This is a genomic window from Cytobacillus mangrovibacter (assembly GCF_042865275.1).
Classification (GTDB): Bacteria; Bacillota; Bacilli; order Bacillales; family Cytobacillaceae; genus Cytobacillus; species Cytobacillus mangrovibacter.
In genome coordinates, this window is the sequence record NZ_JBIACJ010000010.1 from 23635 (window position 1) to 40325 (window position 16691).

The 16691-nt window shown below is 41.3% G+C and carries 15 protein-coding genes; all 15 read left to right on the forward strand.

Features of this window, described 5'->3' with window-relative positions; all coding sequences use genetic code 11:
* Positions 1 to 121: 121 nt before the first annotated feature.
* On the forward strand, positions 122 to 1195 hold the full coding sequence (gene prfA / locus ACFYKT_RS17055) for a peptide chain release factor 1 (RefSeq protein WP_389222074.1): 1074 nt from the start codon (positions 122 to 124) through the stop codon (positions 1193 to 1195).
* Between the two features lie 7 nt (positions 1196 to 1202).
* Entirely contained in the window at positions 1203 to 2060 is an 858-nt protein-coding gene (prmC, locus tag ACFYKT_RS17060) for a peptide chain release factor N(5)-glutamine methyltransferase (RefSeq protein ID WP_389222076.1), read from the forward strand.
* A 227-nt stretch (positions 2061 to 2287) separates the two neighbouring features.
* A complete protein-coding gene (spoIIR, locus tag ACFYKT_RS17065; protein WP_389222078.1) occupies positions 2288 to 3043 on the forward strand; it encodes a stage II sporulation protein R in 756 nt (251 codons plus the stop codon).
* Positions 3044 to 3415: 372 nt separating this feature from the next.
* Positions 3416 to 3859, forward strand: coding sequence for a hypothetical protein (locus tag ACFYKT_RS17070; RefSeq protein ID WP_389222080.1), 444 nt, complete (start codon positions 3416 to 3418; stop codon positions 3857 to 3859).
* 176 nt (positions 3860 to 4035) lie between these two features.
* The gene (locus ACFYKT_RS17075; RefSeq protein ID WP_389222082.1) at positions 4036 to 5079 is read left to right on the forward strand and encodes an L-threonylcarbamoyladenylate synthase; all 1044 of its coding nucleotides are present in this window, start codon (positions 4036 to 4038) and stop codon (positions 5077 to 5079) included.
* A gap of 196 nt (positions 5080 to 5275) precedes the next feature.
* Complete coding sequence (locus tag ACFYKT_RS17080) at positions 5276 to 5827, forward strand: manganese efflux pump MntP (RefSeq protein ID WP_389222084.1); 552 nt, start codon at positions 5276 to 5278, stop codon at positions 5825 to 5827.
* Positions 5828 to 6012: 185 nt separating this feature from the next.
* On the forward strand, positions 6013 to 6465 hold the full coding sequence (locus ACFYKT_RS17085; RefSeq protein WP_389222086.1) for a low molecular weight protein arginine phosphatase: 453 nt from the start codon (positions 6013 to 6015) through the stop codon (positions 6463 to 6465).
* A gap of 14 nt (positions 6466 to 6479) precedes the next feature.
* Complete coding sequence (locus tag ACFYKT_RS17090) at positions 6480 to 7775, forward strand: methyl-accepting chemotaxis protein (RefSeq protein ID WP_389222088.1); 1296 nt, start codon at positions 6480 to 6482, stop codon at positions 7773 to 7775.
* Positions 7776 to 8561: 786 nt separating this feature from the next.
* Positions 8562 to 9002 (forward strand): ribose 5-phosphate isomerase B, encoded by a 441-nt coding sequence (gene rpiB / locus ACFYKT_RS17095; RefSeq protein WP_389222090.1) that lies wholly within the window; start codon positions 8562 to 8564, stop codon positions 9000 to 9002.
* Between the two features lie 31 nt (positions 9003 to 9033).
* On the forward strand, positions 9034 to 9609 hold the full coding sequence (locus ACFYKT_RS17100; RefSeq protein ID WP_389222092.1) for a TIGR01440 family protein: 576 nt from the start codon (positions 9034 to 9036) through the stop codon (positions 9607 to 9609).
* A 177-nt stretch (positions 9610 to 9786) separates the two neighbouring features.
* Positions 9787 to 11028 carry a serine hydroxymethyltransferase gene (locus ACFYKT_RS17105; protein ID WP_389222094.1) on the forward strand — a complete coding sequence of 414 codons (1242 nt, stop codon included), beginning with the start codon at positions 9787 to 9789 and terminating at the stop codon, positions 11026 to 11028.
* A gap of 339 nt (positions 11029 to 11367) precedes the next feature.
* A complete protein-coding gene (gene upp, locus ACFYKT_RS17110) occupies positions 11368 to 11997 on the forward strand; it encodes a uracil phosphoribosyltransferase (RefSeq protein WP_389222096.1) in 630 nt (209 codons plus the stop codon).
* Positions 11998 to 12112: 115 nt separating this feature from the next.
* Entirely contained in the window at positions 12113 to 13261 is a 1149-nt protein-coding gene (wecB, locus tag ACFYKT_RS17115; RefSeq protein WP_389222098.1) for a non-hydrolyzing UDP-N-acetylglucosamine 2-epimerase, read from the forward strand.
* A gap of 91 nt (positions 13262 to 13352) precedes the next feature.
* Positions 13353 to 15617: a S8 family serine peptidase gene (locus tag ACFYKT_RS17120; RefSeq protein WP_389222100.1), complete on the forward strand. Its 2265-nt coding sequence runs from the start codon at positions 13353 to 13355 to the stop codon at positions 15615 to 15617.
* Positions 15618 to 16316: 699 nt separating this feature from the next.
* On the forward strand, positions 16317 to 16691 hold the full coding sequence (locus tag ACFYKT_RS17125) for an ATP synthase subunit I (RefSeq protein WP_389222101.1): 375 nt from the start codon (positions 16317 to 16319) through the stop codon (positions 16689 to 16691).

The window sequence follows — 16691 nt, forward strand, 5'->3', positions numbered from 1 at the left end:
ATCTTTTGCCTATACTATAATTAGAATGTTATGGATATGTGTATTGATGAACAAATGTATTTGATATAGAGGACCCCCGGAAAAGTGATAAGGGTCAATGGAAAAATTGAGGTGAAATGCTGTGTTTGATCGTCTTCAATCAGTAGAGGACCGCTATGAAAGATTAAATGAGCTTTTAAGTGATCCTGATATTGTAAATGATCCGAAAAAATTACGTGAGTATTCAAAAGAACAATCAGATATACAAGCGACTGTTGATGTGTACCGTGAATATAAAGAGGTACGTGAGCAGTATCAAGATGCAAAAGCAATGCTTGATGAGAAATTGGATGCTGACATGCGTGAAATGGTAAAAGAAGAGCTAAATGAGCTTGAGGAAAAAGTAGAGGATCTAGAGGCCCAACTGAAAATCCTATTAATTCCAAAAGATCCAAACGATGATAAAAACGTTATTATGGAAATCCGCGGAGCTGCCGGCGGTGATGAAGCTGCTCTATTTGCAGGCGATTTATATCGTATGTATAGCCGCTTTGCTGAGTCGCAAGGCTGGAAAACAGAAGTAATCGATGCCAGTACAACGGGTGTCGGCGGTTACAAAGAAATTATCTTCATGATTAACGGAAACGGAGCCTATTCAAAATTGAAGTTTGAAAATGGGGCACACCGTGTACAGCGTGTTCCAGAAACAGAATCTGGCGGCCGTATTCATACTTCAACTTCAACAGTTGCTGTTCTTCCCGAGGCAGAGGAAGTTGAAATTGAAATTCATGAAAAAGATATTCGAACAGATACATTTGCTTCAAGCGGACCAGGAGGACAAAGTGTAAATACAACAATGTCAGCTGTCCGCCTTACCCATTTGCCAACAGGAACAGTCGTGTCCTGTCAGGATGAAAAGTCACAGATTAAGAATAAGGAAAAAGCGATGAAGGTTCTACGTGCCCGTGTATATGATAAATTCCAGCGTGAAGCACAAGCGGAATATGATCAAGTGCGTAAATCAGCTGTTGGTACTGGCGACCGTTCGGAACGGATTCGTACGTACAACTTCCCGCAAAATCGTGTGACTGATCACCGCATTGGGTTAACAATCCAAAAGCTTGACCAAATTCTTTCTGGGAAGCTAGATGAAGTCATCGACGCGCTAATCCTTGAAGAACAATCTGCGAAGCTTGATAGTGCTTCAAATGAGTAAGTCAACAATGAAAGTATTTGAAGCCCTCAACTGGGCTTCTTCTTTTTTAAAAGAAAAAAATCGGGATGAAAATGCGGGAGAATTGTTGCTGCAGCATTATATGGGGTTAAGCCGATCAAGTTTTTTAGCAAGTTTACGCGATGAATTAGAGCTAGAAGTGTTTGAAAAGTTTGAGAAGGCGGTTATTCTGCATGCAGAAGGGAAGCCGATCCAATATATTATAGGGTTTGAAGAATTTTATGGACGCAAATTTCAGGTGAATGAAGATGTTCTCATTCCACGTCCGGAAACAGAAGAGTTAGTCCTTGGGGCATTGCAGCGTGTGGACAGGCTATTCGGTGATCAGGAAAATGTTAAACTAGCTGATATAGGGACGGGGAGCGGGGCTATTGCCATAACTCTAAAGCTGGAAAACCCGAGTTTAAATGTGGTAGCGACAGATATTTATGAACCAACCTTAATTTTAGCGCAGGAAAATGCACGAAGCCTTAGAGCGGACATTCAGTTTGTCAAAGGCGATTTACTAAAGCCACTGAAGGCAAGCGGAGAAAAGTTCGATGTAGTTATTTCCAATCCCCCGTATATTCCAGTAGGGGATATGGAGTGGATGTCGGAGATTGTAATAGAGCATGAACCCCATCGCGCACTATTTGCAGGTGTGGATGGCCTGGATCTATACAAACGGTTAATAGAAGAACTGCCAGCTGTATTAAAAGCCAAAGCTCTAGTCGGACTTGAAGTAGGGGCTGGCCAAAGCAAGGCAGTATCCCAACTACTCACACAAGCCTTTCCACAAGCAAAAGTTGAAATCGTCTTTGACATAAATGGCAAAGATCGAATGGTATTCGCCGAAATTGGCTTTTAAATTTGGTGTCAGGCACCATTTGTGGACAAAAATCGTAAATTGGTCCATCGATGGTTCCGGACACTTATTTTCTTTAAGGCAGTGTTAAAGTTAATTGTTGATTATACACCCTATTAATTGGAGCGAAAATCAACAGGTCAGTTTAAGAGAACCTACTTTTTTTATGTTAGTAGTTTAAGAATCTATCACTTTGTCCATAATGTGTTACTGAAGGGGCGGTGGCAGATTTGAAAACAAAAATGACAGTGAACTTATATATTATTATATTATGCTTAGGAACGATCGTAAGTTTATATATTCCCAAAAACGAGGTTATGGCGGATGAACCGCTTGTGATTCCAAATGAGGCGATTCGACTTCGAATTCTAGCAAATAGTGATCATGAATCAGACCAAGCATTAAAGAGACTTGTAAGGGATGCCGTGAATGAGGAAATCACTAAGTGGGTAGCGGAACTAACTTCGATTGAAGAAGCGCGAAGCTTAATTCGTTCACGACTTCCAGAAATACAGAAAATAGCAGAAAGTATTGTAGAAGAGAAACAAGCTGGACAGTCTGTGAAAACTGAATTTGGGACTGTAGATTTTCCTACAAAGCTGTATGGGCAATTCCTATATCCAGCTGGAGAATATGAAGCGATATTAATTACCCTTGGAGAAGGGAAGGGGGCAAACTGGTGGTGTGTGCTTTTCCCGCCGCTATGCTTTTTAGATTTCTCCAACGGTGTGGCTGTAAGTGATGGATTTGAGGAAGAGCAAGTGCTAGAAGACAGTGAAAAAGCCGAGGAGAAAGTAGCAAGTGAAATCAAAACCAATGTACAGGAAGAACCAGAAGAAAAAGAAGAAAAAGTAAAAGAAGAAATCGAAGAACAAGCGGAAGAAGAGATAGAAGTAGCTGAACCTCCTGTATATGTGGAAGAAGACGAACAGCCAGTAGAAGTAAAGTTCTTTATTATAGAGCTTTGGGATAAGCTTTTCAGTTAAAAGCCTTGCTGCGTGCAAGGCTTTTTTCTAAGAGATTATTGTTTTCTTGAATAATTGTTGTGAGTGTAAATCATAGACAAATATGGTTAGTTGATTGGAGCGTAAGGTGCGAGACTCCTGCGGGAGTAGTGGGACAGATGAGACCCCACAGGCGCTCTAGCGCCGAGGAGGCTCACCGCCCACCCCACGGAAAGCGAGCAGCCTGGAGCGGAAATCAACTTCTACGAATTCAAGTTAAATGCAACAATGTTTGCAAAAATAGCCTTTTGTAAAAATAAATAGTTGTTCTAATAATTGAGCATGCCTTTATGTTCTACTTTTCCTATTCTTTCATATTCATAGAAATAGAATATGAAAAATGGGGTGGATCAAATGGAGTCTATCATTCGATGTGCACAAGCAGAAGATGTTACGAGATTGGAAAGTTTTTTGGAAGAGGCAAAGCTAAGTGTAGAGGGTATTCAGTCATCCATTGAAAATTTTTTGATTATGGAGAATCATTTGGGGGATATTAAAGCGACACTCGGTATTGAACCGCTTGGGAAATTGGGCTTGCTTCGTTCACTTGTAATGCGGTCAGAAACAGCCGAAAGAGATCTTTTCATTCTTTTTGAACAAATGTTAATGTTGGCGAGGGATAGGCAACTAGAATCCATATACTTAGCATCTAATAAAAAGAACTCATTCGAATTCTTCCGCTTGCTCGGATTTACAGAGGAAGCAGCAAGCCATCTGCCAGAAGCACTTCTTGAATCACAGCATGTCAAGCATATTTTAGCTGTGGACAACTCATTCTTTTTGAAATTATCTATCTGAATTGTGGGTATCTTCCCAAAGTTATTCACAAAATCACTTAATCTATCCACAATTTGTGGATAATACTTGAGTTATCCTCTGCCTTCTTTTATACTTTCAAAAGAAAACAACAAAAAACTCACGTCAATAAAGGAATAATCAAAGCAAGGGAACGTGATTAAAGAAGGTGGAACAGAATGGAGACGAAAAGATGGTCGGTGGATAAATATGTGGATGATCTAGGAAGTTATCCACATATTTCACAAGCGGCTGATTTTTTAATAAATAATGAAGTTGTCGCTTTTCCAACAGAAACAGTATATGGGCTTGGTGGAAATGCAGAAAGTGATGATGCGGTTGCAAGAATTTTTGCAGCGAAAGGAAGACCCAGTGATAATCCACTGATTATCCACATAGCTGAAGAACAGCAATTATCCTCATTTGTTGAAGAAATTCCTGAAATGGCTACTCGATTAATGAAGGCGTTTTGGCCAGGGCCATTAACCCTTATTTTCAAAAAGAAAGAGGGCAAGATTTCAGAGAAGGCAACACCTGGGGTATCCACAGTTGCTGTTAGAATGCCTGACCATCCTGTAGCATTAGCTCTTCTAAAGAAAGCGGGAATTCCAATTGCTGCGCCAAGTGCCAACCGCTCTGGAAGGCCGAGTCCAACGACAGCTGATCATGTATGGGATGATTTAAATGGGGATATTGCTGGATTAGTGGATGGGGGACCAACAGGTGTCGGAGTGGAGTCAACCGTATTGGATTGTACGGAGCCGGTCCCAGTCATTCTAAGGCCAGGCGGAGTAACGAAAGAGCAGATTGAAGCAGTGATCGGTGAAGTGAGAGTTGATCCTGCGCTTGCAGATGTTGATCATGCACCGAAATCGCCAGGAATGAAATACCGTCATTATGCACCAGATGCTCCACTTCATCTTGTGGATGGTTCAAAGGAATTTCTCCAGATGCTTGTGGATGAAAAAAAAGCAGAAGGGCTCTCAGTAGGTGTGTTAACAACAGAGGAGAATCAGGATTTTTATCAAGCTGATTTTGTTGTGGCCTGTGGAAAACGTGTGAATCTAAATACAGTCGCAAGTTCACTATACGATGCCTTAAGAAAATTTAATCATACGAAAGCCGATGTCATATTTAGCGAAATGTTTCCATTAGAGGGTGTGGGGCATGCCGTTATGAATCGCCTAATGAAGGCAGCTGGGCATCGAGTAATTAATAGTTAAAGCCGTACCTTGTGGAAAGGACGGCTTTTTCCTTATTTATTGACACAGATGCTTGTTGATGATGTGGATAACTTTGTGGATTCCCACAAAGAAGAAGAATAGTTAATTGTTTCTTTAAGCTTGGAGAGGGTGTTTCATCTTCTAAAATCCTTTGGACGTGCATATGTTGAATTAGCAAGTCCAAGGGGGCGGAATAATGGAAGAAATGATAGGCGTAATATTCACACTGACTTTAATGGCATTCGCCTTAGCGATGGATGCCTTTTCAGTTGGTTTGGGAATGGGCATGTATAAGCTTCGGCTCAGACAAATCTTGAAAATCGGAATAACCATTGGCTTTTTCCATGTGTGGATGCCGCTGCTTGGCATGATTGCAGGCAAGTTCTTATCTGAGAAATTTGGTGCGTTTGCCACATATGTAGGTGGTGGACTGCTTCTTATATTAGGCGTTCAAATGATTTGGTCGGGATTTAAAAAGGAAGAAAGCAGTTTGATTACACCAGTGGGCTGGGGATTACTCCTCTTTGGCTTCAGTGTCAGCTTAGACAGCTTTTCAGTAGGTTTAACTCTGGGGATCTATGGGGCAAAGACATTTATCGTTCTAACATGTTTTGGCATTACAGCCACTGTACTTACATGGTTTGGCCTGCTTATAGGCCGAAAGGTTCAAGGATGGCTTGGCTCCTACAGTGAAGCACTAGGTGGCAGCATCCTCCTCGCCTTTGGGATTAAACTGCTGTTTGGGTAAAAGAAAGGTCTCGATGCCCTTTCTTTTTTCGTGTGAAAAAGCAAAATAATTGATGGATATGTATCTGCTAGATTGAGAGTAGAATCTCCCAAAGGATTTTTTCAAAAAGTATTAATACTTTTTTATCGAAGGGCACTATTGAATCTGGGAACTTTGGCTTATAATAGGGAAAAGGAGGCACAGCTATGACTCGCATTTTATTTATCTGTACAGGAAATACGTGTCGGAGCCCGATGGCTGAAGCCATTTTGAAAAGCAGGAATCTCCCTGGAGTTGAAGTGAAATCAGCTGGTATTTATGCTCAAGCCGGGAGTGCAGCATCAGAAAATACAAAAAGGGTTTTAGCCGAATACGGAATTGAATTCGATACCCATCAGGCATCCATGCTGAATGGGGAGCTAGTACGTTGGACGAGCTATATCTTGACGATGACAATCAGCCATAAAGCAGCCGTCATCAGTATGTTTCCTGATGCCGCGGGAAAAACATTCACTTTAAAAGAATTTGCAATTGGTATAGAAAATAGTGATATTGTTGACCCTTTTGGCGGGCCAATTGAACGATACAGAAGCACATATAATGAACTAAACGAAATGATTTCACAAGTGACGCAGCGACTACAAAAAGATAATAGTTAACTAGGGGGACAAAAATGGAGGAGAAACAAAAGTATAAATTTGGCTTAAGAAAGAAACTTGTCCTGTTTATTACGGTTTTGGCAATTATTACGTATACAACAAGTGCTTTCTTTATTTATTTCCTATATCCAATGATCCAGGAATCCCTCCCAATGGACGAAGTGCTTTTTACAATCATTACACTTAGCCTAGGGATTATATGGTCGGGGATATTAGCCTTTTTTGCAGCAGGCGTCATTATCAAGCCTTTGCAGAAGTTAGAAAAAGTTGCGTTAAAGGCGGCTCAAGGGGATATTCGTGAAAATGTAGAAACGACAAAGACGGATGATGAAATTCAATCGCTTGGTAATGCTTTTAATGAAATGCTTTCAAACTTAAGAGGTATGGTCCATCAGATTGATGAGAACTTTCGTGAAACAAATGATAAAGTGATTACTATTTCAAAGGAATCCTCTTTTGCAGCAGAACAGGTAGATTCCATTTCTAGGACGATTAATGAGATATCTATAGGTGCCGATAATTCAGCTATTGCGATTCAATCAACAGCTGAATCGGTTGAAGACGTAATTAGAATTGCTCAAGAAGTACAAGCAAAAGCAAAAGCATCTGAGATTGTTTCTGCTGAAATGGTTCAAGATCTTCATGATTCGAAAACAGTTATTTATTCTCTAGTTGCCGGAATTGAAAGATTAGCAAGTGATAATCAGCAATCCCTTCAGACGGTGAAACATTTAGAAGAAAATGCTTCAAAGGTTGAGCAAATCATCCAACTTGTCGGGGATATTGCGGCCCAAACCAATTTGCTTGCGTTAAATGCTTCGATTGAAGCAGCGCGTGCGGGAGAACATGGTAAAGGCTTTGCTGTAGTTGCAGAGGAAGTCAGAAAGCTGGCAGATGAGAGTGCCAAAGCCGTTCAAGGAATTTCAGAGTTAATTAAAAACATTCAAGGAGAAGTCCAGAATGTTGTGCGGCAAATTTCTGAGCAAGTAAAGACTGCAAATAGTGAGGCGAAAAAGGGAACAGAAACAAATGCAGTCATCGAAGAGATGACAAAAACAGTCAATGAAATGGCCTCATCTGTTTCAGCCATTACAGTATTAGTAGATCGCCAGATGGAAAGTATTCAGCACACATCCACCCAATCACAGGAAGTAGCGGCAATCGCAGAAGAAACATCCGCAGGCGCCCAAGAGGTTGCAACAGCAACTGACCAGCAAACCGAAGTAATGGCGAACGTAGAAAATTTAGCCAATGAACTAAAGGGACAAGCCGAAAAATTAAAAAATACAATTACTAGATTTCAGATATAATTAAAAGGAGCTGTCCAATAAGTCTATTTTCAGACTATTGGACAGCTCCTTTTCTTGTTTAATAATATTGCTATCGAACAAAAAGCCAGTTAAGCCCAAACCAAACGCAATAGGACTCATTGGCTCCCCAAAAGGAGTAAATTAAGTTCGAGTTGAACCCAATAGGGCTTATTGGCTCCCCAAAAAGAGTAAATTAAGTTCGAGTTGAACTCAATAGGGTTCATTGGCTCCCCAAAAAGAATAAATTAAGTTCGAGTTGAACTCAATAGGGTTCATTGGCTCCCCGAAAAGAATAAATGTAGTTCAAATTGAACTCAATGAGAAAATTTAGTTTAAGCCGAACGCAATAGGGCCAATTGGCTTCTTGAAATACCAGCGCAAGTGAAATGAGGTAGAGCAACATTACATACTCGGCTGTGTGCAGATGCTCATGAATGTTTTTTCGCATTGGAAAAGCTTGCTTTATATTTTCTGTTTTTTGTGCCAAAATAATAGTAGTTTAAAAAGGCTCTTTTCTAAAAAATGTTGTTATTGAATTAGTCTAGGACAAGGAAAATAATTAGACAAATAGCTTGGTTGATTGGAGCGAAAGGTGCGAGACTCCTGCGGGAGGAGTGGGACAGGTGAGACCCCACAGGCGCAGCGCGCCGAGGAGGCTCACCGCCCACCCCGCGGAAAGCGAGCATCCTGGAGCGGAAATCAACCTCTACCCACTACTTCTTCATTAGTAACAATGTTTGCAAAACAGCCTTAATAAAGCCGGATTTATTATCAGGAGGGAAAAGAATGAAGGTAGCAATTGCATCTGACCATGGCGGAGTAAATATTCGTGAAGAAATAAAAGGTTTAATGAGTGAGATGGGGATTGAATTTGAAGACTTTGGCTGTGAGTGCGGGACTTCTGTTGATTACCCGGATTATGCATTGCCAGTTGCTGAAAAGGTAGCAAGTGGAGAATTCGATAAAGGAATCTTAATTTGTGGAACGGGTATTGGTATGAGCATTGCGGCCAACAAGGTGAAGGGCATTCGCTGTGCGCTTGTACATGACCTTTTCAGTGCAAAGGCGACACGTGAACATAATGACAGCAATATGCTGGCAATGGGTGAGCGGGTAATTGGTCCAGGACTTGCTCGTGAAATTGCAAAGGTGTGGCTAACAACTGACTATGAGGGCGGCCGTCACGAAAATCGAGTAGGGAAAATTAAGGATTACGAAAATAAATAGAGCCAAAGCTTCCGTGAAAGGGTGAGCTTGATTGACTGAATTCATTCATGAATGGGAAAAGCAACTAAGCAGCATTATACATGAGTTTGCGGAGCAAGTGCCATTAACGAACAAGCATCTATTTGTCGTTGGCTGCAGCACAAGCGAAGTAGCTGGGAAAAAAATCGGCACAGCTGGAACAGAAAAAGTTGCAGAAATGATTTTTTCACAGGTGAAAAAACTTCAGGAACAAACAGGAGTAGCTCTTGCCTTCCAATGCTGTGAGCATCTGAACCGCGCATTAGTAGTTGAGCGACAAATAGCTGAGGAAAAGCAGCTTGCTGAAGTTAGTGTGATTCCTGTTCGAAAAGCAGGTGGAGCCATGGCGACATATGCGTTTGAACACTTTGAGGATCCCGTCATGGTAGAACATATCACTGCTGATGCAGGAATAGACATTGGCGACACATTCATTGGCATGCATTTAAAGCATGTGGCTGTTCCAGTAAGGACTGCACAGAAATCTGTTGGTGAAGCTCATGTAACATTAGCGAAGACAAGGCCGAAATTGATCGGTGGAGCTCGCGCGGTTTATGACGGAAGCCCTGAGAATGAATCATGCAGATAATTGGTCAGAAGAAGCTGCAGGCATGATTGGTAAACTTAGCAAACTGACTTCAAATGTATGGATTCAGTTTGTATTCTTCTTTTCATCACGAAAACATGATACTATATAATAGAATTTTCAAAATAGGACGTTACCTATCTATTGAAGATAGTTTAGTTGAAAAGGGAGGATTACATAATGAAGCATTTAGCACAGCAGGATGAACAAGTTTTTCAATCCATTCAAGACGAGTTGGGAAGACAAAGAACGAAGATAGAATTAATCGCATCTGAAAACTTTGTTAGTGAAGCGGTAATGGAAGCACAAGGATCTGTGTTGACGAATAAATATGCTGAGGGCTATCCGAGCAGACGCTATTACGGCGGATGTGAGCATGTTGATGTCGTAGAAAATCTAGCTCGTGATCGTGCGAAGCAAATATTTGGCGCAGAACATGCCAATGTGCAGCCGCACTCAGGAGCACAAGCAAATATGGCTGTTTACTTCACGATTCTAGAACAAGGGGATACAGTCCTTGGTATGAATCTTTCCCATGGCGGTCATTTAACACATGGAAGCCCTGTTAACTTCAGTGGCATTCAATATAACTTCGTAGAGTATGGTGTCGATGAAAAGACGCATATGATTGACTATGATGTCGTTCTTGAAAAGGCCCGTGAGCACAAGCCGAAATTAATCGTTGCTGGTGCAAGCGCTTATCCGCGTGCAATTGATTTCAAACGTTTCCGCGAAATTGCGGATGAAGTGGGCGCATATCTAATGGTTGATATGGCACATATCGCTGGCCTTGTTGCTGCTGGGCTTCATCAAAATCCAGTACCTTATGCAGATTTCGTGACGACAACAACACATAAAACACTTCGTGGCCCACGAGGCGGAATGATTCTTTGTAAAGAAGAGTATGCGAAGAAAATTGACAAGTCGATTTTCCCTGGCATCCAAGGCGGTCCATTAATGCACGTCATTGCTGCAAAAGCGGTTGCATTCGGTGAAGCGCAACAAGATGATTTCAAAGGCTATGCAGGCGACGTAATTGCCAATGCAAAGCATTTGGCGGAGGGCCTTCAGAAAGAAGGACTCACTCTTGTTTCTGGCGGAACGGATAATCACCTATTGCTCATTGATCTTCGTTCACTAAGCTTAACTGGAAAAATCGCTGAAAAAGTGCTAGACGAAGTTGGTATTACCGTGAATAAAAATACGATTCCATTCGATCCAGAAAGCCCATTTGTTACAAGCGGTATCCGTATCGGAACAGCTGCTGTCACTTCTCGCGGCTTTGGGGCAAAGGAAATGGAAGAAATCGCTTCAATTATTGCATTTACATTGAAAAATCATGAAGATGAAGCAAAGCTTGAAGAAGCAAGCAAGCGTGTGGAAGCATTAACAAGCAATTTTACTTTATATCCTGAAAGATAATACATGTCAAACTGCTCTCTCATTTCGGAGAGCAGTTTTTTTTCGGGATCAAGAGATCAAATCGAGCGAGAAGTTGAATATTTTTAGTAACATTTAGTATTTATCGAGCAACTAATCGAATTTATCGAGTAGATTACTAACTTTATCGAGCAACTTTCAACTTTTATCAAGCAACATTCCAAAAATATCGAGCAATCTCCCAAAAAAGGAAGTACTTTAATAAATTATAGCGATTCTCCAACAATTTCTGCTTATAGTTGCCCTGTTAAATTTTTTTCTGTAAAATTAGACGAAGTGCAAGAACGAACCATCTTATTTAGTAAAAAGGAGAGATAGTTAATGGCAAAGGTATATGTATTCGACCATCCGCTTATTCAACATAAACTTACATACATTCGTGACAAGGCAACAGGAACGAAGGAATTCCGCGAGCTAGTCGATGAGGTAGCTACATTAATGGCCTTCGAAATTACACGTGATATGTCATTAGAAGATATTACGATTGAGACGCCTGTAGGTCCGGCTAATTCAAAGATTCTCTCTGGCAAAAAATTAGGGATCATTCCGATTCTGCGCGCTGGAATTGGGATGGTTGACGGGATATTAAAGCTAATCCCTGCTGCGAAGGTTGGGCATATTGGACTTTATCGTGACCCTGAAACATTGCTGCCAGTTGAATATTACGTGAAGCTTCCTAGTGATGTGGAAGAAAGAGAGTTCATCGTTGTTGATCCTATGCTTGCTACAGGTGGATCTGCCGTTGAAGCGATCAATTCATTGAAGAAGCGCGGCGGGAAACATATTAAATTCATGTGCTTAGTTGCTGCTCCAGAAGGTGTGAAAGCATTGCAAGAAGCGCATCCAGATGTGGATATCTATATCGCTGCTCTTGACGAAAAGCTAAATGACCACGGCTATATCGTACCAGGTCTAGGTGATGCTGGTGATCGATTATTTGGAACGAAATAATAGTCGAGAGTCTAGCGGCAAATTTGCCAAAGTATGTTAGTTAACGCATTGTGCAAAGCCATTCATATGTGAATACCTACTATGAGTAGTAAAAAAATAGAGGATGGTGTTAAAAATGAATCGCCCTATTAAGGTGATGACAATTTTTGGGACAAGGCCAGAAGCAATTAAGATGGCTCCGCTTGTTCTCGAATTGCAGAAGTACCCTGAACAGTTTGAATCAATTGTAACTGTAACCGCACAGCATCGTGAAATGCTGGATCAAGTGTTAAACATCTTTGAAGTGACACCAAATCATGATTTAAATATTATGAAAGAACGGCAAACATTAATTGATGTAACAACACGGGGTTTAGAGGGCCTTGATAAAGTAATGAAAGAAACAAAGCCTGATATTGTGTTGGTTCATGGTGATACAACCACTACTTTTATTGCGGGCTTGGCTGCTTTTTATAATCAAATTGTCATTGGACATGTGGAAGCAGGGCTCCGGACGTGGAATAAATATTCTCCTTTTCCAGAGGAAATGAATCGCCAGCTAACGGGTGTAATGGCTGATTTGCATTTTTCGCCGACAACAAAGTCAGCTGAAAATCTTTTAAATGAGAATAAACAAGCGGAGCAAATCTTCATTACTGGAAACACTGCGATTGATGCACTGAAAACAACGGTTAAAGAAGAATACCATCATGAAGTTCTGGACAAAATCGGAACCGATCGATTAGTGCTTCTAACGGCACATCGCCGTGAAAATCTAGGCGAACCGATGAGGAATATGTTCAGTGCCATTAAAAGGATCGTTGAGGAGCAAAACGATATTCAGATCGTCTATCCAATGCACCTGAATCCATCTGTAAGAGAAATTGCTCAGGAAATACTCGGAAATAATGAACGCATTCATTTAATCGAACCGCTTGATGTGATTGATTTCCACAATTTCGCCGCAAGGGCTTACTTAATCCTAACTGATTCAGGCGGGATTCAGGAGGAGGCTCCATCTCTTGGTGTTCCAGTCCTCGTATTGCGTGATACAACTGAAAGACCAGAAGGAATTGAAGCCGGTACCTTAAAGCTTGCGGGAATAGAAGAATCGCCAATTTATGAACTGGCCACACAATTGCTAACAGACCCTGCCGAATATGAAAAAATGGCTAAAGCAGTCAATCCATATGGTGATGGGGATGCGTCAAGAAGAATTTGTGAAGCCATTCGTTTCTATTTCAAGCAAACAAGTGAACGCCCAGAAGAATATAAACCGCTATAAATGAAAACTGGTCCTCATTGGGGCCGGTTTTTTTACAACTTGCATATTCCCCGCCTAAAAAGAAAACCCTAAGACAAAAAGGGTGATTTTAATGAAAAGTCTGATCTCCAGTTTGATGATTATCCTCTTATTTCTTTCTTCGCCAACCGCATTCGCTCGAACACTTAATCACCCTCCGATACCAATAGATTCGCCAGATATTGAAAAAGTAGCGATTGTTGTTTTGGAAAAGGAGCATAGTGTGGCTGAAATTGAACAGCTTATTCGTGCGAACCCCCGCATAGAATTAAGGCAAATTTACAAAAATGCATTGAACGGTTTTTCAGTTAAAGGGAAGCCTGCTGACATTGAGAAACTTTCAAAACATATGGGCATTTCCGTGATTTCACCTGTAAACACTTACGAAGTTCATGCTGAGGAAAGTATTAAAATGATTGGCGGAGAAGAGGTCCGCGGCTTTTTTGATGGGAAAAATCGACGGCTGACTGGAAAAGGTGTAAAGGTTGGAGTAATTGATACGGGTATTGACTACACACATCCTGATTTAAGTGCTAACTTTGGCGGTGGGTATGATCTGGTGGACGGAGACGATGATCCGATGGAAACGAATTCTTCCGATGGCAAGAGCACCCTTCATGGCACACATGTGGCCGGTATCATTGCGGCAAATGGAAGAATCCAGGGAGTTGCCCCAGAGGCAACGATTATCGCCTATCGTGCACTCGGGCCAGGCGGCAGTGGAACAACCGAGCAGGTTATTGCAGCGATTGATCAGGCAGTTAAGGATCAAGTGGATATCATAAATCTATCACTTGGCAATAATGTGAATGGCCCAGATTTGCCGATTAGTATGGCATTAAATAAAGCAGTAGAAAAAGGCATTACAGCTGTAACCTCTTCTGGAAATTCGGGTCCTAATTATTGGACAGTGGGGTCACCTGGTACGGCTTCAAAGGCGATCTCTGTCGGTGCATCCACACCTAAAATGAATATTCCTTTTCTAAATGTATTCGGGCAGAGTTTCCGGCTTGAGCCACTTCAAGGATCAGTTGACTGGGATTTAAATCAATCATACGAAATGGTCTTTGCTGGATTAGGCAGGAATGAAGAGTTGAAGGATGTGGATGGGAAAATCGCTTTGTTAGAAAGAGGCGAGCTCACTTTTACTGAAAAAGGAATAAATGCGTATAAAGCAGGAGCGAAAGCAATCATTATTTATAATAATACGAAGGGTAGTTTTTATGGAAATCTAGAAAAGGAGCTGCCGATTCCAGTAATGGCTCTATCAAAAGCCAAAGGGGATCAGTTGAAAAAGCAGCTAGCCAAAGGGAAACTTTACGCAAGGACAAATATAATAGAAGAAAAGGATATAATTGCAGACTTTAGCTCACGTGGTCCGGTTACCTCAACATGGGAAATCAAGCCAGATCTTGTCGCTCCAGGGGTTGCCATCAATAGCACAGTGCCTGGAGGATATTTGCCACTGCAAGGGACAAGCATGGCGGCACCGCATGTTGCTGGTGCAAGTGCACTGATTAAGCAAGCCCATCCTGATTGGGGGCCTGACAAAATTAAAGCGGCACTGATGAATACTGCCAAACCGCTTTTAAATAGAAAAGGAAAACTTTACAGAACATATGAGCAAGGTGCGGGAAGAATCCAAATGGAAAAGGCGATAACAACGAATACGCTTGCCATGCCTGCTTCCCTCCAATTTGGCAAGTTTCAGCTAGCAGATCGGATGCATGAGCATAGCGGATTTATTACAGTTGAAAACGTAAGCTCTGCCCCATTAAGTTATTCATTCTCTATTCCCTATGCTGAAGAGGGCTTGAGCTGGGAAATGCCTCTCTCCTTCTATTTAAAACCAGGAGAAAAGAAGCGGCTTGAAATAAAGCTTTCAGTGGATCCAAAAGTGTTTAAAAAGAAGGTGTATGATGGCGTTCTTGAATTAAATGCAGGCTCCCAAGAAATAAACATTCCTTATATCTATGTTCTCGAAGAACCTGATTATCCAAGGGTGATGGGATTTGGAATAGGAAAAGGGGACAAGGAAGGAACCTATCGATATGAGGTATATCTTCCAGGAGGGGCTGAGGAGTTTGGCATAGCAATGTTTGACCCAGATAGCCTGCGCTTTATCGACTTTTTAGATTGGAAAAGAGGAGTAGGAAAAGGGCAGCTCATGCAGGAGATAAAAAGTGAGCACCTTCCAAAGCCAGGCCTTTATATAGTCAAAGTATTTGCCAAGAAATCAGGCAAAGAGGATGCAATTGAATCGTATATGTATATATTACCAAATGGCCAAATCGAAGCAGCATCCAGTGCATCATTTGAAAATACTATTACAAAATGAGTATGAGTACTGCGCTAAAAAATTAGTTGATTGGAGCGGAAGGTGCGAGACTCCTCAAAAATGCATCCGCATTTCCTCGTGCGGTGTCAATTCAAGAAGCCTATTCAACGTCCTGCGGGAGTAGTGGGACAGGTGAGACCCCGCAGACGCTTTAGCGTCGAGGAGGCTCAGCGCCCACCCCGCGGAAAGCGAGCAGCCTGGAGCGGAAATCAACCTTTACCAACTACGTATTTACTAGCAACAATAATAGCCTTTGAAATTAAGTAAGCATTTTGAAGGAGCGAATCAAACTCTCGCTCCTTTTTCAATAGGGTAACGAAGAATTATTATGATAATCATGTGACACATCTTGATTTCTCCTTGGTATGTATGACTTTTTTCATTTTAAATGCATTGACATTGACAAGCCCCTATTGTATGCTTACAAAGGGTATAAAATGATAGGGTTTTCAAAATATTTGGGCAGTCATTATTCCCACGTCTGCATGTTGCTAATAGTGATTAGTAACACCTCAAAAACCCACTTACCATTCTCTTCTTTCTATCGAGGGGATGCGTTTTTTATGTGTCAACAAGCCCGCAACTCATTCTAAACGATTGGCATAATGTCCGCTTTCATAAATTAGTCGGATCATCCTAATCGGCATGTACACTTTGCTACATCTAGTCCAACATTTCTTTACAGGAGAATAAACGATAATGCCGGAATTTAAAACTACCTTTGTTCGACAACGAAAATACATATTTCTTCTGTTGTCTATTTATGTTCTTGGTTGGGGCTTTACTTCTTATCAATCTATCTTTCTTGGGTTAATACTAGGTACAAGCTTAAGTTTATTTAATTTATGGCTTATTGTAAGGAAAACACAGAGGTTTGGAGATGCGGTTGTAAGAGGGGAAAAGGTGCGCTCGCTCGGAACTATTACTAGGATGGCATCAGCATTGCTTGCTGTTATGCTCGCACTAGAATATCCGAAAGAATTGCATCTAGTCAGCGTTGTATTTGGATTAATGACATCTTATATTGTCATTATGATAGATTATTTTCTTCAATCTTTTTATTTACGTAAATAG